We start from the raw sequence: 24,732 nt of genomic DNA on the forward strand, positions 1-24,732 counted from the left end.
CACCCGCGCACGCTCACCCACCGACAACAACTCGACCCCACCGACCCGAACCCCCGGATCGGCCACCACCGCCCCCAACAACCGCACGAACCGCTGCTGGTGCGCCGCGTTCCCGGCCTCGTCGTAGAGCTCCGGGTTCGCGTCGAAGTCGAGCCGGATGCCCTGTCCGTCCTTGGTGTCGTAGACCGCCATGGCGAGGTCTTCGACGGGGCCGTTGGAGATGTTGTGGAACAGGGTGCGATGCGAGCCCATCCGGAGGTCGTAGTCGAACGACATGTGGTTCAGCAGCATGCCGAAGAGGCCCTGCCGTCCATGCGCCACCGGCAGGTCGCGGCGGATCTCCTCACTTCCGTACCGCTGGTGCCGCAGGGCCTGGAAGGTCTCCTGACCGGTCTGCCGGACCAGCTCGGTCATGGTCGTTCCGGCGCCCACCCGCAGTCGGAGCGGCACGGCATGCGCAAGCATGCCGGGGCTGCGCCGCAGTCGGCTGCTGTCGCGGCCGGTGACGGCAAGACCGAGCACGATGTCCTGGGCACCGGTCATGCGGTGAAGGTAGCCGGCGGCCGCTGCGGTCATGACGCCGGAGAGCGTGCTGCCCAGGCTTCCGGCGACCTGGCGCACGCGCTGCGAGAGCTCGGGGGGGAGATACGCGGTGCGGCGCAGGAAAGCAGAGGGCATGGTCGCCGGCGGCGCGGAGAGCCTGGCGGGGTCCGGCGCCTCGGCGAGACGCTCCCGCCAGTACGCACGACTGCGCGCGAACTGACGCGACTCACGGAACGCGGACTCGTCGTCCAACACGGATGCCAGGGAGCCGAAGCGGCCGGGCGGAACCGGCAGTCCGCTTTCGAGAGCCGTGTACACCTCGGCCACCCGACGGATGACGAGCGAGACGCTCAATGCGTCGAGGACGAGGTGGTGGGCACCCTGGTACCAGAGGAAACGGTCGGGTCCGGCGGTGAAGAGCGCCTGGGTGAAGAGCGGGGCGCTGGTGAGATCGAAGGGCCGGGCGAGGTCCTTGCGCATCCACTCCTCCGCGGCGGCTCGCGGGTCCGGCGTGCCACTGACATCGACCCGGTGCAGCTGCCACCGCGGCGCCGCCGCCCCGATGATCTGGCCCGGCACACCGTCGCGTTCGACGAACCTCACCCGGAGGGTCTCGGCCTCCGCGACGGTGCGACGCAGCGCCGCCTCGAAAAGCGCGGGGTCGATCGGGCCGAGGATCTCGAGGCAGCCGCCGACGTTATAGATCGGGTTGTCGAGATCCAGTTGTTGCGCGAACCAGACCTCCTGCTGCGCCGAGGACAACGGAAGGATGATTTCGCGGTGGCCGCTGGACAACGTGCCGCTCCCGTCCTGAGATCTCTACGAGTCGATGGTCAGCGCTGCCTGCGCTGTCAGATGGTGATGCCGCCGTGGATTTCCAAGACGCTTCCGGTGATGTAGGCCGCAGTGTCGGAAGCGAGATATGCGACCAGGTCGGCGACCTCGTCCGCGCGGCCGAATCGCTTGAGCGGAATGGCTTGCAGAAGCTTCTGCCGGGCCTTGTCGTCCAGCACCTCGGTCATGTCGGTCTCGATCAGCCCCGGGGCCACCACATTGACTCGTACGCCGAAGCGCCCGACCTCCTTGGCCAGCGCTTTGGAGAAGCCGATGATGCCGGCCTTCGAGGCCGAATAGTTCGTCTGCGTTGGGTTTCCGTACATTCCGGATACCGAGGAGAGGTTGATGACCGCCCCCGACTTCCGCTTGAGCATCGGCACCACGACGGCCCGATTGACCTGAAAGGTGCCGTCGAGATTGACGTCCAGGACCTGCCGCCAGTCCTCGTCGGCCATCATCATCAGCGGCTTGTCACGGGTGATGCCGGCGGAGACCACGGCCACGTCGATGGGTCCCAGCTCGCGCTCGGTCCGCGAGACCCAGGCCCGCACGGCTTCTCCGTCGGACACGTCGAGCTGCTCGGCGATCGTCCGGACGTCGAGTCGGGCGAGTTCCTCCGTCACTTCCTGTGCCGCACCGGAGTTCGACCGGAAACAGAAACTGATGTCGAACCCGTCCTGCGCGAGCCTCAGCGCGACGGCGCGGCCGATGCCACGCGATCCGCCGCTCACCAAAGCGATTCGGCGCTTCTCCGCTGTCATGAGCTCTCCTTCGCCACGCGTTGTCCGACCGCCGGTCATCGGTCGCCGAGGAGCCGGATCAGTGCGCACGCGACGCTGCCGTCCACGTCCGTGGAGGTGATGACGGCCACCCTGCCCGCGGCGTCCGGGTGGTCCTGAGCGGTGCTCAGCGCTGCGGAGATCTGAAAGGCCGCACCGGCCGCACCGGTGTCGCCGAGCAGATCTGCCACCTCGATCCGCCTGGTCGCGGAGTCCGGGAAGAGCTGATCCAGCGCCGCCCGCTCCTGTTCCGCGGCCTGCCGCTGGGCCCCGGACGGCACGACGGCCCACACCTCCTCGGGCTGTACACCCGTGACCTCCAGGGCCCCCGACACACACGCCACGAGTGCCGAGCGGATGTCCCCGCGCAGATGGACCCGGGAGTGCACGCCGAGCACCTCGGCGAGCGGCGGGCGGTCGGGCGCGACCGCGCGGCCGTCCTCCAGAAGGAACATCGCGCTGCCCTCGCCGAGGACGGTGCCGACGTGCTCAGGGCCACGACGGTGATGCTCGAGCCAGGAGCGCGCCTGGGAGAACTCCTCCGCAGCGCCGCACAGGACCTTGCCCGCGCGCCCCGAGGCCAGCAGCCTCCGCGCGTAGTTGAGTGCGAACAACCCGGCCGACTGCCCGCCGGCGATGGTGGTGTTGGGCCCCTTGAGCCCGTGCCGGATCGCGCACTGCCCGGCCGCACAGTTCATCACGGCGTTCGGCATCAGCGCGGGGTCGACGAGGAACGGCTTGGACTTCTGCATCGACGTGCGGGTGTAGCCCATCATGCTCTCGGCACTGCCGGTCGTCGTGCCGAGGACCAGGGCGGTGTCCTCCCCGGTCGGGACGGCCGGGTAGCCCTCGTCGCCACCCAGCAGCCGTCCGACCGCGATGACCGCCAGCCCGGTCACCCGGTCCATGTCCCGGGTGCCCTTCCTGCCCAGCAGCTCCCGGACCGAGAAGTCCGGCACCAGGCAGGCCTGCGCGTCCGGCGTGGCCCACTGGCCGGCATCGAGGTCGGTCGCGGTCTTCCAGCCGGCGCGAAGGCCCTCCCGGAAGACTTCCCGGCCCAGGCCGAAGGGGGAGACCGCCGACCATCCGGAGATGACCGGGTTGCCGGTTGCGGGAAGTGCGGCTGTCATCGTGCGATCTCCTCGTCCTGGTACCTGCCGAGAATCACCACGGCGTTGTTGCCACCGAACGCCATGCCGTTGTTCTGCACGATGCGCAGATCGGCCTCGACGGCCTGGTTGGGAACGCAGTCGATCTGGCATTCCGGATCGGTGGTGACGTGGTTGATGGTGGGCGGGATGAAGCGATGGGTGATCGCCAGCGCGCATCCGATGGCCGCCAGCGCGCTGGCGGCGCCCATGGTGTGCCCGAGCATCGACTTCAGCGAGACGGTACGCGGCGGAGCCTCACCGTAGAGATCGCGGATGGCCTTCGTCTCGGTGACATCGTTGGCCTTGGTGCCGGTTCCGTGCGCGGAGATCAGATCGACGTCCCGCGGGGAGACACCGGCGTCCTTGAGAGCCAGGTCCATGCAGCGGGTGACGCTCTCGCGGTTCGGTGCCACCTGGTGGTAGGCGTCGCAGTTGAGGCCGTATCCCAGCACCTCGGCGTAGATCCGGGCACCCCGGGCGAGCGCCGATTCCAGCGGTTCCAGCACCAGGATTCCGGCGCCCTCCCCGGTGAGGATGCCCTTGCGGTCGATGTCGAAGGGCCGGCAGCAGTCGGGCGCGATGGTGCCCAGCCGGTAGAAGCCGGTGAAGGTCTTGCGGCAGATGGCGTCCGCACCGCCGCACAGGGCGAACTCCGCTTCCCCCGAGCGGACGGCATCGAATCCGTTGCCTATCGCGTAGTTGCCCGCCGCGCAGGCGGTCGCGATGGTCGTGGCCTCGACGTCCGCCAGGCCGAGCTCCTGGGCGATCGCCGTGGACAGCCGCATGGGCCCGACGCGTCCCGCGATGGTCCGGGACATGTGCTCCGGACCGTCCCGCAGCTCCATGCCCACCAGATGGTCGAGGTCGTGCGACTCGCCGTCGGTGGTGCCGATGGAGAGCAGGCCGCGCTTCCGCGCGAGCGCGTCGGGGGTCAGCCCGGCGTCCTCGACGGCCATCCGTGCCGCCGCCACCGAGAACTGGGTCGCCCGTCCCAGCTGTTCCCGGTCCAGGTTGGAGATCCAGGGCTCGGGGTCGAACCCCTTGATCTCGCAGCCGTTGGCGTACGCGAAGCCCTCCGTGTCGAACTGGGTGATCGGGCCGGCTCCGCTGCGGCCGGCCCGTAGCGACTCGGCGAACTCGACGGCGCCTATGCCGATACTGGACACCACGCCCAGGCCGGTCAGCACGACTCGTCGCGCTGCTTTTCCGGGCCCGGCCCCGGTTGCGACCGTGGACATCAAGCCTCCCTCAAGTACTCGGTGGATACGGTCGGTTGTTACTGGACTCGAATTCGTGATGTCGGTCGGTCGGTCGTGATCAGGCCGGCACCGGCCAGGCAGCCGTCGATGACGCGGGGCAGCCCTGGATCTGCTTGAGCTGGCGTTCGACGGTCCGGGTGATCTGACCGAGGCCGGCCGCGGCGAGGTTGCCGATGTCGCGCTTCACCAGCGGACCCGATTCCTTCCTGAGGACTCAAGTCCGGTGGTCAGCTCGGCAGTTGGAAGATGCCGAGCCGGTCGGCGTGGTCGGTGCCGACCTCTCGCAGCGGTTCGGCCAGGTGCATGCGCAGGTGGTTCCGGACGCGCGCGATCGACCCGCCGAGCTGGATGTGTGCCCTGACCGGCAGGTGCTTTGACCAGCGGCCAGGTCTCCTTCTTCCCCATCCCGACCACTGGTCCTCGGTCGATCGCCCGTTGGGCGGGCCGCTGCCGGACCAACCGTGCCGCTTCAGCGGCTGCCAGGTTCCTCCACGGTGTAGCCCACATGGAACAGGCGGCCGATCGGCGTCTTGATCCGCGCGAGGGTCCACCGCCGGTCGGCCCAGCCGTGGATCAGCGGTCCGCGCTCCAACTCCCGCTCCAGCCGTGCGATCCGCGCTGCGCTGAGCTTCGGCCGGCCCGGCGACCCCCTCGACAGGAGCGAGCCCGGCCTCGCCCCGCTCTCGACACCGGCGCCGCCACCGCCCCACGGACCGCTCGCCGACCCGCAACGCGGCAGCGCTCCCCCGGTTCCTCCGCCCGCCCTCGTCAGGCGAGCGGCCTCGAGATCACCCGTTCGGGTTCAGTGCCAGCCCAGGGCCTCGGCCACGACCTGGTAGACGCCCTGCAGGTTGATCATTCGCGTGAGCTGGGTCTGCTCGATCTCGACCTCGAACTCGGCCTCCAGGGCGGCGAGAATCTCGATGCTCTGCAGCGAGTCGGCGTCGTGATCCTCACGGAAAAGACTCGTCAACGTGACCTCGTCCTCGTCGAGTTCGAGCCGGTCGCAGACGATCTTCTTGACATGGATCAGGTTCGGGTCAGCGGTGTCCACGGTCATGGGGCATTCCTCGCTCTACAGTCTGTTGTGGGATATGAACGTCGCCCGGCCGGATCAACCGAGCAGTACGGGAAGGCTCTCGAGCCCGCGCATGATCACGCTGGAGCGCCACCGCAGCTCGGCGGGGTCGGCGGCGAGCCGGGCCGCAGGGAACCGTCGCAGGAATCGGCTCAGGGTCACCTGTGCCTCCAGCCGCGCCAAAGGGGCTCCGACGCAATGGTGGATGCCATGGCCGAAGCCGAGGTGTCCGCCCAGAGGGCGGGTGAGGTCGAGCTCATCGGGGTCGTCGAACCGCCGGCCGTCGCGGTTGGCCGAGGCGAGGCCGAGGAAGACCACCTCACCGGCGGGGATGTCCACGTCGCCGATCCGCACGTCCTCGGCCGTGAAGCGCATGGTGGCCATCGGGGCCGGCCCGTCGAACCGCAGGAGCTCCTCCACCGCGCCGCGGATCAGCTCCTGGTCCGCACGCAGGGCGGCGAGCTGCTCGGGATGCCGCAGCAGGGCCAGCAGCCCGTTGCCGATCAGGTTGACCGTGGTCTCGTGTCCGGCGACGAGCAGCAGCATCGCCATCGAGACCAGCTCCAACCGGTCCAACCGATCGCCGTCGTCGCTGACCTGGATCAGGTCGGAGAGCAGGTCGTCGGCCGGCTGGGCGCGCTTGGCCGCCACGACCTGCATCAGGTAGCCGCCCATCGCCATCGAGGCATGCCGCACCCCCTCGCGCGGGCCGGCGCCCACCAGCGCCCTGGACCACTCACGGAAGGTGTCCCGGTCGGCCAGCGGGATCCCGAGCAGCTCACAGATGACGACGATGGGGACGGGGAAGGCGAAGTCGCCGATCAGATCGACCGCGCGATCATCCCCTGACTTTCCGTCGATTTCGTCCAGGAGCTCCTCGGTGACCTGCTCGATCCGAGGTCGCAGTTGTTCGACGCGTCGCGCCGTAAACGCCTTGACGACGAGCTTGCGGAGTCGGGCGTGGTCAAGCCCGTCGCTGTTCAGCATGTTGGCCGCCAGCGTCTCCGGGGCCGACGAACGGCCGTTGACCGCGGTCGACTTGCGATCGACCACCGCCCGCATCCGGTCGGCGTCCTTCGCCAGACGTTCGTCACCGAGGGCCGCGCGTACCTCGTCGTAGTCGGTGACGACCCAGACCGGCAGCCCGTTGGGCGTCTTCGCCCGGTGTACCGGGCCGACCTTCCGCAACCGTGCGTAGACACTGTACGGATCCTGCATGTAGGCGTCGTCGAATAGTTCGGTGTCTCCGAACAGGGTGCCGTGCATTCGTCCCCTCGATCCATCGCCGATGGCGTCCTGGGCGGGAATTGGGTCAGTGGAGGGTGGGGTGGGCCGTGTCGAGTACGGCCTTGGTCACGGCGCCGACCGCCACCGCTGCCATGGCGGACTCCACCTCGGCCAGCGGGAAGGCGGTCACCAGGCTCGCGAGGTCGAAACGCTGGGTGAGCGCGGGCAGCAGCCCGACGTACTCCACCAGATGCGCTCCCGTGAACGCCCACGATCCCACGATGTCCAGCTGCCGGTAGACGATCTGGTGCGGGTTCAGCGAGGTGTCGCCGCTGTCCGTGTACTGCCCGATGACGAGATAGGAGCCGCCGCGCCGGGCCAGCGTCAAGCCCTGGGCCACCGCCTTCGGGGCTCCGACGCACTCGATCACCAGGTCCGCTCCCCCGCCGTCCGGCGTGAGCCCACGAGCCTCGTCAAGGGCGCGAGTCGGATCGTCGTCGTCCACGATGTCGACATGGTGGTCGCCGATGCCGCACCGCGCGGCGAGTTCGAGCCGCTGCCTCGGCCCGCCGAGCAGGATCACCCGCGCTGCGCCGGCCAACTGTGCGAGAGCCGCCGCCGCGAGTCCGACCGGGCCGCTCCCCTGGACGATGACCGTCTCGCCCAAGCGGACCGGACGCCGCTCGTACAGCGCGTGGACCAGGGTCGGCCCCGCACAGGCGAGCGACATGGCGGCCAGCTCGTCCATCCCCCACGGAAGCTTCACCATCACGGTGTCCTTGCGCAGCAGGATGGACTCCGCCCAGGCGCCGGAGAGACCGGAGCCCTCGTCCAGCGGGCGGTTGACCCCGTACGTGCGACGGGCCTCGCACAGCGTGGGCTCGCGGTGCTGCCGACACGGCACGCACCGACCGCAGGCGATCGACGACGCCCACATGACCCGGTCCCCGGGGTGCAGCTCCGCGCCGCGCGCGTCGTGCAGCGGGGACCCGAGGGACCGGATGGTTCCCAGCCCCTCGTGTCCGAGCGTCAAGGGCGTCGGAATCCGCAGATGGCCTTGCTGCAGATGCAGGTCGGTCCCGCAGATTCCGCCGTACCGGACATCGACCAACACCTCGCCCTCGCCGGGATCGGGCACGGGCAGCCGCCGCAGCCCCACCGGCTTCCCGAACTCCTCGAGGACCGCCGCGGCGGCGAGGCGTCCGGTCATGAGCGGGCCTCCAGGGCCAGGGCGGGGTGCAGCTCCCGCGAGTGCGGTACCAGCGGCGTCGTGTCCCGGCCGACCAGGTACTCCGGGCGGGGTTCCACCGCGGGCCGCGGCGCGTTCTCCGACGCGTTGTATGTGGCGATCAGCAGGTTGCGGGGGAAGGGCGAGATATTGGGCGCGGAACCGTGCACGATCTCCGGGTGGAAGAAGACGACCGTGCCGGCCGGCCCCTTCGGGCTGGTCATCTCGTGCGTCTCGGCGAGCCCGGCGAGTTCGTCGGCGGGCACCGCGTAGTCGTGCGGATCGACGTGCATCTCCGACCGGCTGTCGCCCCGGTGCACCCGATCCGCGGATCCCAGCCGGTGCGAGCCCCGGAGGAAGACCACCGGTCCGTTGAACTCGGTCACCTCGTCGACGAAGACCGCGACATTGACCGCCTGCGGTGCCGGCATCCGGTCGAAGTCACGCCAGACCGGGTAGTCCTGGTGCCAGGCCCAGGCCTCACCGCCGAACGGCTGCTTCGCGTTGATCTTGAACTGGTAGACGTACAGGTCCTGGGACACCAGTTGCGTCGCCGGGCCCAACAGCCGTTCTGAGCTGACGAGATCCCGGAAAAGCGGATGACGGGTGTGCGACGCGTAGATGGCCCGGATGGTGGTGCCGTCGTCCTCGGTGATGCGATGCGGCCCGTCGGCGGCCGCGTCCTCCGCGAAGGCCGAGCGGATCGCACCGAGCTCGTGATCGGTCAAGACTCCCGGGAGGACGAGAAATCCATCCCGGCCGTACTTCTCTAACTGATCCTCTGTCAACTGCACCAGAACCCCCCGTGATGCCTGTAGAGATCGATTTCTGACTACCGGGCAGTCGAATCCACGACGAACCCCACCGCGCGTGACCGAAGAGCCGCGATTCAGCGGTGCAACCGCCGAGGCAGGTGGACCACGGGTGGTCAGGACAGGCCCGCGCGAGCCGCCGGCCCCTACCGGTCGAAGCCGTGTCCAGCCACCCGTCCCGCCTCGGGGAACCTCGCGCAAAGGCCGATTGGGACGCTACCCAGCGGACAAGAACCTGTCAACGCATCCGCTGAAACGGACAGGGCGCCAAACAGTGCCGCACCGCTCCTGTCAACTTTCGCGGACATCGGCCCGCGCGTCCCGGCACGCTCGGACGCTTGGGCGGGGGCACTTCCAGCCGGGACCTCCTCGGCGAGAGCGGCGCAGGCGCGCATCCGGCCCGAACGGGTGACGTGGACCAGGCGGTCGGCGACGGTCACGCCGGCCGTCGCCACATGGGCTCCGCGACCGGACGCAACTCACCCGGCGCCGCTCGCCCCCAGGCGTCCGTCCACGACAGCGACGCAAACCGGAACGAGCGAACGTACGCCATAGTTGACAAATCCCATCAACTATGGCGGATAAGTGCCCACCGGGCGGGGTATGGTTGGGAACTCCGGCACGCGACCGTCCCGGGGGGAACTCCTAGAGCTGAGAGGCAACACATGACCAGTGCGGATGCTCCTCTCGGCCGGCCACTCGTCCAGGGCTTCGACCAGCGCCTGCAGGGACTGATCGAGACCATGTACCCGGATGAGCGGAAGCGGCCCGGTTACACCAGGCTCGCCAAGGAGATCCGCGAGGTGACCGGCGGCGCCATCTCCGGCACCTATCTCTGGGAGCTGGCCACCGGCAAGAAGCGCAACGTGACGTTGGAACAGCTTGACGTCCTCGCCGAGTTCTTCGGGGTGCCGCCGGAGTACTTCCTGAGTTCGGAGGTCGCCGAGCGGGTTGACGCCCAGCTCAAGGTGGCCATCGCCCTGCGCGACGCACGGGTGCGCAGCATCGCGCTGAGAGCCGACGGGCTGTCCGCACAGACCCTTGACGCCCTGCTGGTGATGGTCAATGAGGCCCGCAAGCTCGAACGCCTCTCACCGGTCGAGGATGCCGACGGGGGTGCCGCGACCAACAGACAGCCCGGCGCCCAGGGGTCCGGCACGACCGACTGATCCGGCTGGAGCCACCCGCGCGGCCCGATCGCTCACCGACCGTCCGCCTCGCCGGGACCTTCCTTAGGCGCGCCTGATACCTCCCCGACACACAACCGGGCTGTCCGTCTACGGAGAGACCCACTGTGAACGGAGTGCTCCCATGTCGCCCTGCCAGACGCACGCCTTTCGACGCTGCGCCGTCACAACCTGCCCTGGGGGATTGCAGATAGTGCAGATGTTGTACCGAAACCTGCGTCGTCACTGCCAGTCGGTCGTGAACCAGCTCAGCCTTCCCAGACCATTCTCCGCAGAGGCGCTCTGCCACCAGCTGGCCGAACAGCGCAACCGGCCGTTACATCTCATGCCCCTGCCGTCCGAGGCGGGGGCGATCGGAGCGTGCGGGCTGTGGCTGGCGACCAGCACCAGCGACTTCATCTTCGTGGAGCGCAACACCTCTCAGCCGCATCAAGAGCACATCGTGCTGCACGAGATCGGCCACATGCTCCTCGACCACAACTCCCTCAGCCTGGCCGAACCCACCGACCTGAACGAGATGTTCAGCGATCTGGGCCCCAACATGCTCCGGCGCCTCCTGGCCCGCACCAACTACACGACGCGCCACGAGCAGGAAGCCGAGATGCTCGCCAGTCTGATCCGCACCACGGCTGACGAGTCCGCCCCCGAGCAGCCGCTCGGCGCGATGGGCAAGCTGGAAGCCGCAATGGGAGTCGGTATTCAGCATGCTCGCTGAACTGAAATGCTATGGAGTCTGGTTAGAGAACGCGAGCGTCGCCGCCCTTTGGTTCACCACCCTGTTACGGGCACCGTCCGCAGTCCGGTCGCGATGGCAACGCAACCTTTGGCTCGCGATCGCCACAGCCGCCGCTGCGATGACCCTGAACCTCGCCCCGGTGCTCAGCTTCCTGCACCAGCTCACCGGCTCGGCCGAACCCGCCGACGTGTCGAGGAACCTGATCGGCGTCATCTCCGCAGCTGCGGTACTGGACTTCGTCACGTTCACCACCGGCTATCCGCGTCTGAGAGTCCTACTCCACGGCGTGACCGTGCTCATCGTCATCGTCCTGCTCGGACTGGACGCCATCGCCCCGGCCCACACCGGTCACACCATCCCGCCGCTGGGAGGCCCGTTTCCCTCCACCGCGTACTGGCTGCTGCTGATCAGCGTGCAGCTGGCGGCCAACGTCGCGTGTGTCGTGGTGTGTTGGCGCTACGGCCAGCGCAGCGACAACCGGCCGCTGCGAATCTGTCTGCAACTGTTCAGCGGGGGAACCGCCTGTGCGGGATTGTTCTGGCTGGGTTACCTGGTCTATCTGCCCACCCGGGCCGCCTGGATCGTCGCACTGCTGCCTCTGTTGATGGGTCTGCACGGCGTGCTGCGATCCGCTGCACTCGCCACGCCCGCCCTCCTCGGGCTGCGCCGCAAGACGCGCGACGTCGCCACCGTCTGGCAGCTGTGGCCCCTGTGGCACGCCCTGATCGCCGCCGTCCCACACGTGGCGCTGAGCGGCCCGCGGGCACGGATCCGCGAGGTCGTCCGGCCCCGCGGCTCCTACAACCTGCTCGCCTACCGCAAGGTCATCGAGATCCGCGACGCCATCCTGGTGCTGCGCGACAGCACTCCCCCGGAGCTGATGCAGGCCGCCGAGGAGCACGTCGCGAGGGCCGGAGCGCCGTCGTCCCAGGTCGACGCGGCCGTCATGGCCTGCGTGCTGCGGGTGAGCAGACCCGGCCAACCCGCCGACCCCGCACCGCCCTCGCCGCCGCCCGCCGGCATCTTCGTCTTCGGCGGCGACGACCTCGCGACCGAGACGGCCTTTCTGGTCCAGGTCGCCAAGGCTTACCACTCCCCCCTCGTAAAGGACTTCACCCGCCGGCACAGCCGGCCCGACCCGCTCCCGGTATGACCCGACGCCCCGCACGAGTGGCAGCCGCTGCACGTGCGGGGGCGGGATCCGGCGAGTAGCACCCGGAACCTCCCCCCGTCCAGGCGCGAGCACGGAGTTGCCCGCCGGCTCGTCCGACTCGGCGGGCAGCACCGTCCGACGATAGAACGTATACGCATGATCATTCAGACTGTCGGCTTCACTCTGGAGGGCTGAACGGCGATGGCGGACCAGCGAGTTGTCCTCGTCACCGGCGGGGGGACGGGCATCGGTGCCGCAACCGCGCGGCTGCTGCGGGCGGCCGGGCATCACGTGGTCGTCTCCGGGCGTCGGCCCGAGCCGCTGCGTCGTCTCGCAGAGGAGTCCGGAGCCCTCGATCACCCCGCCGACATCGGCGACCCCGGGGCCGTTCGCGGTCTCGTGGACGCGACCCTGGCCGCGTACGGCCGGCTGGACGGGCTTGTGCTCAACGCCGGCACCGGGCGCAGCGGAGGTGTCGGCGACCTGTCGATCGAGGACTGGGAGGCCGTGATGCGGACCAATCTCACCGGCCCTTTCCTTCTTCAGCGCGCCGCGCTCCCGCACTTGTTGGAGACACATGGCTCGGTGGTCGCCGTCGCCTCGGTGTCCGCGCTGCGCAACGGAATGGGCAACGCCGCATACGCGACGTCCAAGGCCGCCCTGCTCCAGCTCTGCCGTTCCCTGGCCGTCGACTACGGGCAGTACGGGCTGCGTGCCAATACCGTGTGCCCCAGCTGGGTGCGTACCGATATGGCCGACCGACGGATGGCGCGCTTCGCCGACGAGGCGGACCTGGGGGAAGGCGGCATCGAGGCGGCGTACGAAGCGGCGACCCGGCTCGTTCCCGCGCGCCGCCCCGGCGAGCCGCACGAGGTCGCGGAGGCCATCGCCTGGTTGCTCTCACCCGCCGCGTCCTTCGTCAACGGGGCGGTGCTCACCGTCGACGGCGGTGTCACGGCCGTCGATCCCGGGACCGTCGCATTCGACTTCCACGTCGAGCCACGCAGCTCGGAGGATTCCGAGTCCACTGAGCGACCGTGACGTCGTGAGGTCTGTGGCCCGGGTTCCCCGCGTTCGGCCGGGCTGTCGACCCTGTTGCCCATTCGGGTCGATCAGGCCTTCGTGGCGAGGTGGGTCTTGTCCAGGCTGCGGGAGCCGGCTCGACGGACACCGGCGACGGCCCGGCGGATGGTTCCCCGGACCCCTCGCAGCCGTGGTCGACGCTGGGGCTCCGCGGGGTTCACCCCCGGTCGCCGTGGCGCCCGTCGAAGCGGGTCGCGACGTAGTTGAGCATCGTGGAGAGCTCGGCGGCGGTGGGGCGGGTCACCGTGGCGGCGGGGCGCGGTAGCGGCATGGCGCCGACGGTGGCCCACTGCAGCCGCCCGTCGGCGTCGAGGCGACTGGAGGCGCGACCGACGGTGTCGGGGTGGAGGCAGTACGGCAGGTCCAGCAGCCCGAGCCGAAAGGCCTCCCGGAGGGCTCGGCCGACATCCGGGTGGAGCGAGCGGACGGCCTCGACCAGCAGCCGGGCCTCGTCGTAGAGGCCCGACTCCGTTCGCTCCCAGGGACGTTCGCCCCGGCCCCGCTCCTCCTGCGCCGCCCGTACGGCGCCTGCCGCCAGCTCCAGGGCGTGCACGTTGTCGGCGATGGTGGGGATGCGCCGGGACTCCGCGGTGGTCTTGACGATCAGCCGGTCGGCTCCGCCGTGCACGGCGAGCCGGGCGCTCTCGGCGAGCAGGGCCTCGGCTCCGCCGGGTGTCCGCGGGAAGACGCCCATGTAGGTGTAGAGCACCAGGTGGGTGTCGGTGTCCGGGAGGTGTTCGCCGGCCAGCCGCCGCAGGGCGACCAGTGCCTCCAGGTCCTGGCCGGGGTGGGTCTGCTGCGCGTAGCTGAGCGAGACGCTGGGGACGCCGTGCTGCCGCAGGAAGAGCGCCTCCATGACGGAGACCGCCACCAGGAGGGAGGGCGGGCACAGTTGGCCGAGCAGGCAGCCGCCGAAGCTCTCGACGTGGGTGGGCCGCTGTGGGGTCGCGGCCGCGGCGAGCAGGTCGGCGGCCCGCGACCACTCGTCGACCGCCGTCCGCAGCGGCACCCGGCCGTAGGGCAGGCAGTACGAGACCGGGCCGCCCTCGGTGGCATCCAGTCCGAGGGCGAGCAGGCGCTCCACGATCGCGACCGGGCGGGCCGAGCCGTGCCGCACCTGTACCGGGAGACCGGACGGACCGGACAGGCCCGCCAGCACGGCGGTGGTGGTGGCGAGCGGGTGGTTGCACAGCGGATAGCCGTTGAGCGGCGTGCCGTCGCGAAGGGCTCGGGCGGCGGCCTCGGTGTCCCCCGTCCGGGTGTAGCTGTCCAAGGTGAGCGTCCCGACCGTCGGGGCGTCGGCGGCCCGGACGGCCAGCAGTCCTTCCCGCATGCGTACGGGGTCGGCGAAGCCCATCCGGGGTTGCACCATCACCTCGCCGCGGGTCCGGGCGACCCGCAGACGGGCCACGAAGGAGGCGGTGACGGGGAGGGCTCCGGTCGGCGTCACGCCGCCGCCTCGTACAGGGCTCTGCGGGCAGCCCGCTCGGACAGCCACCGGTGCAGTTCGGCCAGTTGGTCCGGTTCGAGCACGGCGTCCACGCCGGCCGCCAGCAGGGTCGGCGCGTAGCGGGAGTTGGGGCCGCCGTCGGTGCCGAGCAGGCCGCCGGCCAGCACGGACGTCGCGGCCAGCCGGGGCTCGCGGCGCAGCGCGGCGACGGCGCGTGCGATGTCGCTGTGGCCGTGGCCGTTGACGGAACTCAGCAGCAGGACGTCGGGGCGGCGCTCCAGACAGGTGTCGACCAGCAGTCGGTCGGGCACGCACGGGCCCAGGTTGTCGACGCGGTGGCCGGCTTCCTCCAGCGTCAGCTGCAGGAAGATCAGGTTCCAGGTGTGGGCGTCCGACGAGGTGCCGGAAACGAGGACCCGCAACGGTGCGGGGTTGGGCTGCACTTCGCCTCCTTGTGGGGGGCCGGGAACGAGGGACCGGGACGAGGGGCGGGCACCCGGCAGGTGGCCCGCCCCGGACCGTCTCCCGGTCAGCCGGGTGAGCTGGATCAGCTGGTCTTCCGGTGGATCAGCTGCGCGAGCTCCGCCGGGGTGCGGTGCTCGAAGACGTCGAGGTAGGTGAGCTCGGTGTCGAACCGCCGGTATACCTTCGAGATCAACCGGGTCGCGAGCAGCGAGTCGCCGCCGGCGTCGAAGAAGTCGTCGTCGGCGCCGCAGTCGGTGTTCAGGATCGCGGAGCACAGCTCGGCGAGTGCGGCGGTGATCGTCTCGACCGAGGGGCGGGCGGGGGCGGACGGGGTTCCGGTGGCGATCATCTGTCGGTCGACCTTTCCGTTCGGAAGCAGGGGGAGGAAGGGAAGTACGGTGATCCGGCTCGGGCGCAGGTAGGCGGGCAGCCGGCCGGCGAGCCAGTCGAGGATGCGGGCGGCGTCCGCCCCGCCCTCGGCCGACGGCGGGTGGGGTACGACGGCGGCGAGGAGGCGGACTCCTCCGTCCGGTCCGGTGACCGGTACGACGGCGGCCTCGCGGACCTCCGGATGGCCGTGCAGGGCGCGCTCGACCTCCTCCGGCTCGACCCGGTGACCGCGGACCTTCACCTGGCGGTCGGTCCGGCCGAGGAAGGCCAGCCTGCCGTCCGGGTCCCGCTCGACCAGGTCGCCGGTGCGGTAGTAGCGCTCCGGTCCGTCGGCGCCGAGGACGAACCGCTCGGCGGTCGTCTCCGGCTTGGCCGCGTAGCCGAGCGCCAGGGTGGGCCCGCCCACCAGCAGCTCGTAGGGGCCGCCGTCGGCCACCGGGAGAAGCAGCTGGCGGACGTGCGGCAGCGGGCGGCCGATCGGCACCCGGTCGTCGGCCCGCAGCGCGCGGCCGGCCGCGCCGCCGATCTCGGCGGCGTGGGTGACCAGGACGGTCTCGGTCTGTCCGTAGGTGTTGAGGAGCCGGATCCGGTCCGGGACCAGCTCAGACCAGCGCCGGACTTGGGCGGGGCGGACCTCCTCGCCGCCGATGATCACGAGCCGCAGGCTCTCCGGCAGCGGATCACCGGCGGGCGGGCCACCGCCGTCCTCGTCGTCGAGGCAGTCGTCGAGGAAGGCGACGACCTCGTTCCAGAAGCCCGTCGGCAGGTCGATGACGGTGATCCCGTGCCGCTTGACCGCCGACAGCAGGGCCGGGACGGAACCGCTGGTGGCAGCCGGATCGATGACCAGGGTCGCGCCGGACAGCAGCGCCGAGTAGATCTCCTCGCCGCTGGTGTCCCAGCTCAGCGAGGCGAAGCTGAGCACCCGGTCGCCCGGGCCGACCCGGCACAGCCCGATCAGCGACCTGGCCGCGGTGACCAGCGCCCGGTGCGGGACCATGACGCCCTTCGGGTCCCCGGTGGAACCCGAGGTGTGGATGACGTAGACCAGATCGTCCGGCCGTGGCGGGGTCGGGCACCCCAGCGGGGCCGGACCGAGCAAGGCCAGGTCGATGTGGATGTACTCGGCGAGCCCGGCCGGGAACGACTCGAAGGACCGGGAGTGCCCGAGCACGGTGCGCACGCCACTGGCGCGAACCATCCGGGCCAGCCGGTCGGCCGGTTGCGCACCGTCGAGCGGCACGTAGGCCGCACCCGCCCGGGCCAGCGCGAGCAGGCAGATCACGGTCTGGCGCGAGCGGTCGACCACCACGCCGACCCGGTCCCCCCGGGAGATCCGGTAGTTCCGCATGGTGGCGGCAAACTCGTCTACCAGGAGCCAGAGTTCGGCATAGCTGAGGGTGCCGTCCGGGTCGACCAGGGCCGGCGCGTCGGGCGTGCTCAGGGCGAGGTCACGCAGAACGCCCATGATGGTCTCGGTGTCCGCCTGGCCCCCGGGGCCGCCGAACGCCCGGGGGCGTTCGGCGGCGGGGGCGACGGCGGTGGCCGTCGGTGTCATCTCGGCAGTTCTCCTCAGCGGTGGGTCAGACGGCCGCGGCGGCCATGCGGCGGCGCAGGCTGAGCGGGCGCAGGTCGGTCCAGACGGAGTCGATGTGGGCCAGGCAGGCCTCCCGGCTGCCCTGGGTGCCCTCCTCCTGCCAGCCGGGCGGGTTCGGCCGGTCGGCGGGCCAGATCGAGTACTGCTCCTCGGTGTTGACGACGACCTTGAAGGCGTCGGACGCGTGGGCCTGTGCGGACATGGTTACTCCTTGGCGAGTACGAAGTGGCGAGTACGAAGTGGTGCGTACGAAATGGCGCGTGCGAATCGGCACATACGAAGTGGCGAAAAATTCGGGCCGGATCAGACGTTCGGGTCGTCGTCCTGGACTGCCCGCAGGCAGAACTCCACGACGGCGGGCAGCTGTTCGGCGGCGAGCATGGTGGCGTGCCGGCCTCCGACGGTGGAGGTCCGCAGGGCCTCCTGCGGCCGCCCGTGGTCGGTGGCGACCAGGTCCCGCCAGCCGTCCAGGTAGGTCTCGCAGGAGAAGTGCGAGGTGCCGGAGGGCTTCTCCTCGCTGGCGTCGCGGCACTCATCGGAGATCACCAGGCGGGTCGTCACCAGTTCGGACCGCAGCGGTTCGGGTCGGTACTCGGCGAACGCCGCGAGCATCTGGCCGCAGGCCCGCATGGGCAGGGCGTCGCCCAGGCTGATCTCCTCGGGCGAGTAGCCGGCCGCTTCAAGGCTGGTGACCAGCTCCGAGCGCAGCCGCTCGCGCGCCGGGTCGTGCTCCGGGACGGCGAGGATCCGCTCGATCATCACGGCGCCCTGAAGGTAGCTGCGAACGGCCGGCCGGTGCAGCTCGATGGTCCGGGCCACGCCGGGCAGAGTGGGCTCCAGCAGGACCAGTCGGGCCTCCTCGCCCGCCAGTTCCAGCTGCCGGCCCATCTCGTAGGCGATCGTGCCGCCGAGCGACCAGCCGAGGATCGCGTACGGGCCGTGCGGCTGGATCGCCCGCATGTCGGCGATGTAGCCGGCGGCCATGTCGGCCATGGTCTCGAAGGGCGGCGTCACCCCGTCCATGCCGAGCGGCTGGAAGGCGTAGAGCGGGTGGTCCGCGGACAGCACTCGGGTGAGCGGAACGTACCAGCCGACGCTGCCGCCGCTCGGGTGGACGCAGAACAGCGGTCGGCCGGTGCCCTCGGTCCGCAGCGCCACCACCGTACGGGTGGTACCGGTCCCGCCCGAGCCGAAGACCGCGTCGAGTCCGAGGACGCCGGCGGACTGCCGCTCCGGCTGGGCGACCGTCAGGGCCTGGGTACGGACGGTCTGGTGTTCGAAGACGTCCTTGGCCAGCAGCCTGATCCCGGCCTTGGCGCAGGAGCCGGCGAGCCGGATGACGTCGACCGAGGTGCCGCCCAGATCGAAGAAGTTGTCCTCGATACCGATCCGCTCGACCCCGAGCACCTCGCTCCACAGCTGGGCCATCAGCTGCTCGGCGGGGGTGCGTGGCACCTGGTAGCTCTGCTCCAGCTCGGGCCGGTCGGCGGTCGGGACGGGCAGCTTCGCCCGGTCGACCTTGCCGTTGGGGCTGAGCGGGAAGGCGTCGAGCACCACGCAGTGGCTGGGCACCATGAACTCCGGCAGCTGCTCGGCGCAGAACCGGCGCAGCAGCGAGACATTGGCCACCTGCTCGCCGGGGGCGGGCGTGAGGTACGCGACGAGCTGCTCGCCTTGGACCAGGACCAGGGCGCGGCCCACGGAGGGGTGCTCGGTCAGCCTGGACTCGATCTCACTGGGCTCGATCCGGAAGCCGCGGAGCTTGACCTGCTGGTCGGCCCGGCCGAGGAAGTCGAGCCGGCCGTCGGAACGCCAGCGGACCAGGTCTCCGGTGCGGTACATCCGGTCGGCCGGCGCACCGGTCGGATCGGGCAGGAAGCGCTCGGCGGTGAGCGCCGGCGAGGCGAGGTAGCCGCGGGCGACACCCTCGCCGCCGATGAAGAGCTCGCCGACCGTGCCGATCGGCACCGGCCGCAGCCGGCTGTCCAGGACCTGGAGCCGGGTCTCACCGAGCGGCCGGCCGAGCGGCAGCGGCTGCTCCTGGTCGATCGGGTCGCCGTCGGCCATCGGGTGCACCACCCGGCCGATCACGGTCTCGGTCGGCCCGTAGTGGTTGACCACCACGGAATCGGGCCGCAGCCCGTGCACCTGGGCGACCAGGCGCGGGTCGAGCACCTCCCCGCCGACCACCCAACCCGCGGCCGCGGGTCGGCTCCCGGTCTCCATCCAGTGCGCCACCAGGTGGCGCAGGTGTGAGGGGGTGAGCCGGATGTAGTCGTAGTCGATGTCGCCGGAGAGGGCCTCGGCGAGCTCGGGCAGTTTCGCGTCGGCCGGCAGCAGGGTCAGGCCACGGCCGGAGATCAGGGGTTCGAGCAGGCTCGACATGGTGAGGTCGAAGCTGACCGAGGAGTGCACCAGGGTGCCCCGGGCCCCACCGCGCGGGTAGTGGTCGGCCGCCCAGGTCAGGTAGTGGACCGCGCCGAGGTGCTCGATCGCGACGCCCTTGGGGGTGCCGGTGGAGCCCGAGGTGAAGATGGCGTACACCAGGGCGCGCGGGTCCGCCGGGCGGTTCGGGCGGTGGTTCGGGCAGTCGGCCAGGACCTGCTCGCGGTCGTCGACCGGCACCGCCGGGATCGGCCGGTCCGCGTCCGCGGCCGGGACCGAGCCGAGCAGTGCGGCGCGGGTGAGGACGAGGCCGGGCGCCGCAGTGCCGATCATCCGGGCCAGCCGGGACGCCGGGTAGTCCGGGTCCAGTGGGATGAAGTAGCCGCCGGCCTTGAGCACGGCCAGCATCGCGACCAGCAGGTCGGGGCCGCGGTCGAGGAGCAGCGCGACCGGCGTCTCGGGGACCAGCGGCGCGGCGCCGAGCCGGCCCTCGAGCAGCGCGTGGGCGAGCCGGTTGGCCCGCTCGTCGAGCTGGAGGAAGGTCAGTTCGCCGTCGCGGTGGCGGACCGCGACCGCCTCGGGCGTCCGGTCGGTCTGTTCCTCCACCAGCTGGTGGACCGTGCGGGGGCCGGTGGACAGCAGCTGGCTGGAGCGGCCCCACTCGGCCATGGTGGCCAGGTCCTCGGCGGTCACGATCGGCAGGTCGCAGATCCGCTGCCCGGGCTCGGCGGCGACCGCGTCCAGCAGGACTCCCAGCGAGCTCGCGAACTGCCGGATGGTCTCCGGCTGGTAGAGCTCGGTGGCGTACTCGACCACACCCTCCAGCCGGTCGCCCTGGTCGGTCACGTTGATCACCAGGTCGAACTTGGTGGTCTCCAGCGGGAAGTCCAGCTCCTCCGAGGCCAGCCCGGCCAGCTCCTCCTCGCCCTGGTCGCTGGCCCGGAAGCTGAACATGACCTGGAACAGCGGGGTGCGGCTCGGGTCGCGGACCGGCCGCAGCGCGCTGACCAGCTGGTCGAACGGCAGGTCCTGGTGCGCGAACGCCTCCAGGGTACGGGCCCGGGTGCGCTCCAACAGCTGGGAGAAGGTGGGCGAGCCGGCCAGGTCGCTGCGCAGCACGACCGAGTTGACGAAGCAGCCGACGACGTTCTCCAGCTGCGGCTTGTCGCGGCCGGCCACCGTGGTGCCGAGCACGATGTCCTCGTCGCCGGTCAGGCGGTGGAACAGCGCCTGGATGCCGGCCAGCAGCACGCCGAACAGGGTGGTGCCGTTGGCCTGGCCGAGCGCGCGCAGGCGGCGCACCGAGCCCTCCGGCAGCGTGAAGCCGATCGCGTCGCCCCGGCCGGAGCGCACCGGCGGCCGCGGGTGGTCGCCGGGCAGCTCGGTGGCGGTGGCGCCGGCCAACCGCTCGCGCCAGAACTCCAGCTCGGCGCCGGCGCCGCTCTCGTCCAGCCGGTCGCGCTGCCAGACCGCGAAGTCCGCGTACTGCAGCCGCAGTTCGGGCAGCTCGGGCCGGCTGTCGGCGAGCGCCGCCGTGTAGCAGACGCCGAACTCGCGGCGGAGCAGGTCCATCGACCAGCCGTCCATGGCGACGTGGTGGGCGACCAGCAGCAGGATGTGCTCGTCGGTGGAGAGCTGCCACAGGATCGCGCGCAGCGGGTGCTCGACGGTGAGGTCGAAGTCGCGGCTCACCTCGGCGGCGATGGCGGCCCGCCGGTCGAAGTCCGGTGTGGCGATGCGCTCGTCGAGGGTCGCGCCGCAGTCGGCCGGGTCGGGCTGCTGGTGCGGGATCCCGTCGGGGCCGGCCGCGATCCGGCTGCGGAGCACCTCGTGCCGCTCCACCAGCCGGTCGAGCGCGGCGCGCAGCGCGGTCCGGTCCAGCGGGCCGGTCAGCCGCAGCGCCATCGGCACGTTGTACTCGCCGGTGACGGCGGACATCTGGCTGAGCAGCCAGAGCCGCTCCTGCGCGGGCGACAGCGGTAGCGGGCGGGTGCGGGGCACCGGGACCAGGCCGTCGCCGGCCCGCTCGGCGCTGTCGCCGAGGGAGCGGACCGCCTCCGCCAGGCCGGCCACGGTGGGCAGGGCGAAGAAAGAGCGCAGCGGCAGTTCGACGTCCAGCAGCTGGTGCAGCCCTGCGATCACCCGGGTGGCGAGCAGGGAGTGCCCGCCCAGGTCGAAGAAGTCGTCGTGCACACCGACCCGCTCCAGGCGCAGCAGCCGGCCCCAGAGTTCGGCGATGGTGTTCTCCAGCAGGTCGCGCGGGGCGACGTGGCCGGACTCGTCGAGCGGGAGCAGGGCGGGTCGGGGCAGCGCGGCCCGGTCGACCTTGCCGTTGGGGGTGATCGGCAGCGCGTCCAGGACGATCAGCGCGGCGGGGACCATGTAGCCGGGCAGACGGCGGCGCAGCTCGGTCCGGACCCGGTCGGCGAAGCCGGTCTCCGGTTCGCCCGCCGGAACCAGGTAGCCGAGCAGTCGGCGCCCGGCCCCTTCGCCGTCCACCGTGACCACGGCGGCCGAGACGTCCGGGTGGGCGGCGAGGGCGGTCTCGACCTCGCCCAGTTCGATCCGGAAGCCGCGGATCTTCACCTGGTGGTCGGTGCGGCCCAGGAACTCCAGCTCGCCGTCGCCGGTGAGCCGGACCCGGTCGCCGGTGCGGTAGAGCCGCTCGCCGTCGGTGCCGAAGGGGTTGGGCAGGAAGCGGTCGGCGGTCAGCCCGGGCCGGCCGAGGTAGCCGTCGGCCAGGCCCGTACCGCCCAGGTAGAGCTCGCCGGGGGTGCCGAACGGCACCAGGCGCTGGTGCTCGTCCAGGACGTACGCGCTGCTGTTGTCGATGGGCCGGCCGATCGGCACCTGCTGCCTGCGAGCGTCCAGCGCGGCCGGGGTGACGTTGAAGGTGGTGGTGAGCGAGGTGGTCTCGGTGGGCCCGTAGACGTTGAGCAGCTGTCCGGGCGGGTTGTCCAGGAGGATCCGGACGACGGCGGGGTCGGCGGCCTCGCCGCCGAACAGCAGGACCCGCAGGGGGCTGAAGGCGTCCGGCCGTTCGCGGGCGGCGGCGTTGAGCAGGGCGGTGGTGAGCACCATGACGGTGAGGCCGTGGACGCGGATCGCGTCGGCCAGGGCCTCGGCCGACAGGACGGTCTCCTTGGGCAGTCCGACCAGTTCCGCACCGGCCAGCAGCGCACCCCAGATCTCCAGGGTGGCCGCGTCGAAGGCGGCGTTGGAGACCTGGGCGACCCGGTCCTGCGGGTGAAAGGTCAGGTAGCCGTTGTCGCGCACCAGCCGGACCACGGCGCGGTGCGGCACCAGGACGCCCTTGGGGGTGCCGGTGGAGCCCGAGGTGTAGAAGACGCAGGCGGTCGCGTCCGGCGGGAGGAGGACCGCGGGCGCGGTGTCGGGGTGCTCGTCGGTCCGGCCGTCCGCGCCGTCCAGCAGGAGGGCCGGCGGGGTCGGGTCGTCGGCCGGTCCGGCCAGTTCGGCGGCCAGCTCGGTGGTGGTGGCGATCAGGGTCACCCCGGCGTCCCGGGCGATGGCGCGCCGGCGCTCCACCGGGTGCTCCGGGTCGAGCGGGACGTAGCAGGCGCCGGTCTTGAGCACCGCGAGCAGGGCGGTGACCAGTCGGGCGCCGCGCGGCAGGCAGACCGCGACCCGGCCGCCGGGGGTGACGCCGCGTTCGGCCAGCAGGTGCGCCAGCCGGTTCGCCGCCGCGTCCAGCTCACGGTAGGTCAGGGTCTCGGTCCGTCCGGTGCCGCCGGGCAGCTCGCCCGGGTGGCGCACGGCGGTCGCGTCGGGGGTGCGGGCGGCCTGCTCGGCGAAGAGCTCGACCAGGGAGGCCTGGTCGGGGTACGGGACCGGGCCGCGGTCGGCCAGCGCCAGGATCTCGGCCCGCTCCTGCTCGTCGAGCAGGTCGATCAGGTCCACCGGGGCGGCCGGGTCGGCGACCAGGCCCTCGACCAGGCGGACGAAGTGCCCGAGCATCCGCCGGGTGCTGTCCGGGGTGAGCAGGTCGGCCGGCCCGGTGAGGCTGAGCCGGAAGTCCTCGCCGACCTCCTGGAAGCCCGCGTCCAGGTCGCTCTTGGCGAAGGTCACCGGCACGGCCAGCTCCTCGCCCCGGCAGGCGCCGAGCGTGAGCGGCTCGTCGGCCGGCTCGGTGGCGAACATGACCTGGAACAGCGGCAGTCCGCCCTGGGTGCGGTCGGGCCGCAGCGCCTCCACCAGGCGGTCGAAGGGGACGTCCTGGTGCGCGAGGTCGGCGAGGAGCTGCTGCGCCGTACGGCGCAGCAGCTCCGCGAACGAGGGCCGGCCGGTGAGGTCCATCCGGACCGGCACGGTGTTGACGAAGAAGCCGATGACCGATTCCAGGTCACTGCGGGTTCGCCCGGCGACCGGGACGCCGACGGCGAAGTCGCGCTGCCCGGTGCGGCGGCCCATCAGTACCGCGAAGGCCGTCAGCAGTACGGTGAACGGCGTGGTCCCGGCGTCCTGGGCGAGGCGGCGCACCGCCACGGCGGAGCGCTCCCCGAGCAGGTGGTGGACGGTGGTGCCGTGCCAGTCCCGGCGGCCGGGGCGGGGGAAGTCGCCCGGCAGCTCCAGCTCGGGCACCTCGGCCAGCCGCTCCTTCCAGTACGCGAGTCCGGCCGCGTCGCCGTCCCCGGCGAGGTGCTCGGCCTGCCGGGCGGCGAAGTCGCGGAAGGCCGGCGCGGCCGCTCCGGCGGGGAGCGAGCCGGCGCCGCCGCCTCCGGGGAGGAACGCGGTGTACGCGGTGGTGAGGTCGCGGAAGAGCAGCCCGGAGGACCAGCCGTCGAAGACCAGGTGGTGGACGGTGATCAGCAGGACCTGTTCGGACGGGCCGAGCCGGAGCAGCCGGGCGCGCAGCAGCGGGCCGCCGGTCAGGTCGAACGGCAGCTCGGCCTCGGTCCGCAGGGCCTCGGGCAGCGTCTGCTCGGTCACGTCGAGTACCCGGAAGTCCACCGGAGCCGGCTCGGCGACCTGCTGGACCGGTGTGCCGTCCGGGCCGGTGGCGACCGTGGTGCGCAGCGCCTCGTGCCGCACGAGCACCCAGTCGAGGGCCGAGCGCAGCGCTGCCACGTCCAGCGGGCCGCTCAGCCGTACGGCCAGGGGCACGTTGTACTCGGGGGTGCCGGGCGACATCCGGTCCAGGAACCATAGCCGGGCCTGCCCGGCGGCCAGCGGGACCGGTCCGGGGCCCGCGGCCGGCAGCCGGTCCTCGGCCGGGGCCCGGCGCAGTCGGCCTGCGGCTCGGGCCAGCCGGGCCTGGACCAGGGCGCGCCGGTCGGGGGCGGCCCCGCTCGGGGGCGGTGGTGCCGACTCGGTCACCGCTCCGGGGATCACCGTGTCCGTGGTCATGGCGGGAA

20 protein-coding genes are annotated in these 24,732 nt (G+C 71.5%); 5 read left to right on the top strand and 15 right to left on the bottom strand.

The genetic code is table 11. The features are described 5' to 3' along the window. The 5 genes from ACH4E7_RS38905 to ACH4E7_RS38925 form a co-directional block, all read right to left on the bottom strand. Positions 1-1,338 (bottom strand): condensation domain-containing protein (locus ACH4E7_RS38905; protein WP_396253923.1); only part of this gene is annotated, 1,338 nt, incomplete at its 3' end. 56 nt (positions 1,339-1,394) lie between these two features. Continuing rightward, positions 1,395-2,141 (bottom strand): 3-oxoacyl-[acyl-carrier-protein] reductase, encoded by a 747-nt coding sequence (fabG, locus tag ACH4E7_RS38910; RefSeq protein WP_396253924.1) that lies wholly within the window; start codon positions 2,139-2,141, stop codon positions 1,395-1,397. 35 nt (positions 2,142-2,176) lie between these two features. Continuing rightward, positions 2,177-3,289, bottom strand: a complete 1,113-nt coding sequence (locus ACH4E7_RS38915) for a beta-ketoacyl synthase N-terminal-like domain-containing protein (RefSeq protein ID WP_396253925.1) — start codon at positions 3,287-3,289, stop codon at positions 2,177-2,179. Then, on the bottom strand, positions 3,286-4,548 hold the full coding sequence (locus tag ACH4E7_RS38920; RefSeq protein WP_396253926.1) for a beta-ketoacyl-[acyl-carrier-protein] synthase family protein: 1,263 nt from the start codon (positions 4,546-4,548) through the stop codon (positions 3,286-3,288). The genes ACH4E7_RS38915 and ACH4E7_RS38920 overlap by 4 nt, the downstream gene beginning before the upstream one ends. A gap of 79 nt (positions 4,549-4,627) precedes the next feature. Continuing rightward, positions 4,628-4,756, bottom strand: a complete 129-nt coding sequence (locus ACH4E7_RS38925) for a hypothetical protein (protein ID WP_396253927.1) — start codon at positions 4,754-4,756, stop codon at positions 4,628-4,630. A gap of 52 nt (positions 4,757-4,808) precedes the next feature. Here ACH4E7_RS38925 and ACH4E7_RS38930 point away from each other — a divergent pair, with 52 nt between their 5' ends. Continuing rightward, the gene (locus ACH4E7_RS38930) at positions 4,809-4,946 is read left to right on the top strand and encodes a hypothetical protein (protein ID WP_396253928.1); all 138 of its coding nucleotides are present in this window, start codon (positions 4,809-4,811) and stop codon (positions 4,944-4,946) included. Positions 4,947-5,038: 92 nt separating this feature from the next. Here ACH4E7_RS38930 and ACH4E7_RS38935 read toward each other — a convergent pair whose 3' ends face one another. From ACH4E7_RS38935 to ACH4E7_RS38955, 5 genes are all read right to left on the bottom strand, one after another. Next, the gene (locus ACH4E7_RS38935; RefSeq protein ID WP_396253929.1) at positions 5,039-5,161 is read right to left on the bottom strand and encodes a hypothetical protein; all 123 of its coding nucleotides are present in this window, start codon (positions 5,159-5,161) and stop codon (positions 5,039-5,041) included. Positions 5,162-5,371: 210 nt separating this feature from the next. Next, positions 5,372-5,629: an acyl carrier protein gene (locus tag ACH4E7_RS38940; RefSeq protein ID WP_396253930.1), complete on the bottom strand. Its 258-nt coding sequence runs from the start codon at positions 5,627-5,629 to the stop codon at positions 5,372-5,374. 54 nt (positions 5,630-5,683) lie between these two features. After that, positions 5,684-6,913, bottom strand: coding sequence for a cytochrome P450 (locus ACH4E7_RS38945; protein WP_396253931.1), 1,230 nt, complete (start codon positions 6,911-6,913; stop codon positions 5,684-5,686). 46 nt (positions 6,914-6,959) lie between these two features. Further along, complete coding sequence (locus tag ACH4E7_RS38950; protein WP_396253932.1) at positions 6,960-8,084, bottom strand: alcohol dehydrogenase catalytic domain-containing protein; 1,125 nt, start codon at positions 8,082-8,084, stop codon at positions 6,960-6,962. After that, positions 8,081-8,896: a phytanoyl-CoA dioxygenase family protein gene (locus tag ACH4E7_RS38955; RefSeq protein WP_396253962.1), complete on the bottom strand. Its 816-nt coding sequence runs from the start codon at positions 8,894-8,896 to the stop codon at positions 8,081-8,083. Before ACH4E7_RS38955 ends, ACH4E7_RS38950 begins: the two co-directional genes overlap by 4 nt. A gap of 683 nt (positions 8,897-9,579) precedes the next feature. Between ACH4E7_RS38955 and ACH4E7_RS38960 the strand changes: the two genes are divergently transcribed. The 4 genes from ACH4E7_RS38960 to ACH4E7_RS38975 all read left to right on the top strand — a co-directional run bounded on the left by ACH4E7_RS38960 (position 9,580) and on the right by ACH4E7_RS38975 (position 13,031). Further along, complete coding sequence (locus ACH4E7_RS38960) at positions 9,580-10,083, top strand: hypothetical protein (protein ID WP_396253933.1); 504 nt, start codon at positions 9,580-9,582, stop codon at positions 10,081-10,083. A gap of 256 nt (positions 10,084-10,339) precedes the next feature. After that, positions 10,340-10,816, top strand: coding sequence for a hypothetical protein (locus tag ACH4E7_RS38965; RefSeq protein ID WP_396253934.1), 477 nt, complete (start codon positions 10,340-10,342; stop codon positions 10,814-10,816). After that, on the top strand, positions 10,806-11,990 hold the full coding sequence (locus ACH4E7_RS38970) for an MAB_1171c family putative transporter (protein WP_396253935.1): 1,185 nt from the start codon (positions 10,806-10,808) through the stop codon (positions 11,988-11,990). The genes ACH4E7_RS38965 and ACH4E7_RS38970 overlap by 11 nt, the downstream gene beginning before the upstream one ends. Positions 11,991-12,191: 201 nt before the next feature. Beyond that, positions 12,192-13,031, top strand: a complete 840-nt coding sequence (locus ACH4E7_RS38975; protein ID WP_396253936.1) for an SDR family NAD(P)-dependent oxidoreductase — start codon at positions 12,192-12,194, stop codon at positions 13,029-13,031. A 199-nt stretch (positions 13,032-13,230) separates the two neighbouring features. Here ACH4E7_RS38975 and ACH4E7_RS38980 read toward each other — a convergent pair whose 3' ends face one another. The 5 genes from ACH4E7_RS38980 to ACH4E7_RS39000 form a co-directional block, all read right to left on the bottom strand. Beyond that, a complete protein-coding gene (locus ACH4E7_RS38980; RefSeq protein WP_396253937.1) occupies positions 13,231-14,523 on the bottom strand; it encodes a methylaspartate mutase in 1,293 nt (430 codons plus the stop codon). Beyond that, positions 14,520-14,966, bottom strand: a complete 447-nt coding sequence (locus ACH4E7_RS38985) for a cobalamin B12-binding domain-containing protein (RefSeq protein ID WP_396253938.1) — start codon at positions 14,964-14,966, stop codon at positions 14,520-14,522. The genes ACH4E7_RS38980 and ACH4E7_RS38985 overlap by 4 nt, the downstream gene beginning before the upstream one ends. 104 nt (positions 14,967-15,070) lie before the next feature. Next, a complete protein-coding gene (locus ACH4E7_RS38990) occupies positions 15,071-16,936 on the bottom strand; it encodes an amino acid adenylation domain-containing protein (RefSeq protein WP_396253939.1) in 1,866 nt (621 codons plus the stop codon). Positions 16,937-16,961: 25 nt separating this feature from the next. Then, positions 16,962-17,177, bottom strand: coding sequence for an MbtH family protein (locus ACH4E7_RS38995; RefSeq protein ID WP_396253940.1), 216 nt, complete (start codon positions 17,175-17,177; stop codon positions 16,962-16,964). 101 nt (positions 17,178-17,278) lie between these two features. After that, the gene (locus ACH4E7_RS39000) at positions 17,279-24,724 is read right to left on the bottom strand and encodes an amino acid adenylation domain-containing protein (protein WP_396253941.1); all 7,446 of its coding nucleotides are present in this window, start codon (positions 24,722-24,724) and stop codon (positions 17,279-17,281) included. Between the last annotated feature and the right edge of the window lie 8 nt (positions 24,725-24,732).

It is taken from the genome of Kitasatospora sp. NPDC018058 (assembly GCF_044327205.1).
Classification (GTDB): Bacteria; Actinomycetota; Actinomycetes; order Streptomycetales; family Streptomycetaceae; genus Kitasatospora.

Bases quoted from the DNA above. Each gene is read 5' to 3' on its own strand.
- fabG (WP_396253924.1), bottom strand. From the start codon at position 2,141: ATGACAGCGGAGAAGCGCCGAATCGCTTTGGTGAGCGGCGGATCGCGT.
- ACH4E7_RS38915 (WP_396253925.1), bottom strand. From the start codon at position 3,289: ATGACAGCCGCACTTCCCGCAACCGGCAACCCGGTCATCTCCGGATGG.
- ACH4E7_RS38920 (WP_396253926.1), bottom strand. From the start codon at position 4,548: ATGTCCACGGTCGCAACCGGGGCCGGGCCCGGAAAAGCAGCGCGACGA.
- ACH4E7_RS38940 (WP_396253930.1), bottom strand. From the start codon at position 5,629: ATGACCGTGGACACCGCTGACCCGAACCTGATCCATGTCAAGAAGATC.
- ACH4E7_RS38945 (WP_396253931.1), bottom strand. From the start codon at position 6,913: ATGCACGGCACCCTGTTCGGAGACACCGAACTATTCGACGACGCCTAC.
- ACH4E7_RS38950 (WP_396253932.1), bottom strand. From the start codon at position 8,084: ATGACCGGACGCCTCGCCGCCGCGGCGGTCCTCGAGGAGTTCGGGAAG.
- ACH4E7_RS38960 (WP_396253933.1), top strand. From the start codon at position 9,580: ATGACCAGTGCGGATGCTCCTCTCGGCCGGCCACTCGTCCAGGGCTTC.
- ACH4E7_RS38970 (WP_396253935.1), top strand. From the start codon at position 10,806: ATGCTCGCTGAACTGAAATGCTATGGAGTCTGGTTAGAGAACGCGAGC.
- ACH4E7_RS38975 (WP_396253936.1), top strand. From the start codon at position 12,192: ATGGCGGACCAGCGAGTTGTCCTCGTCACCGGCGGGGGGACGGGCATC.
- ACH4E7_RS38990 (WP_396253939.1), bottom strand. From the start codon at position 16,936: ATGACACCGACGGCCACCGCCGTCGCCCCCGCCGCCGAACGCCCCCGG.
- ACH4E7_RS38995 (WP_396253940.1), bottom strand. From the start codon at position 17,177: ATGTCCGCACAGGCCCACGCGTCCGACGCCTTCAAGGTCGTCGTCAAC.
- ACH4E7_RS39000 (WP_396253941.1), bottom strand. From the start codon at position 24,724: ATGACCACGGACACGGTGATCCCCGGAGCGGTGACCGAGTCGGCACCA.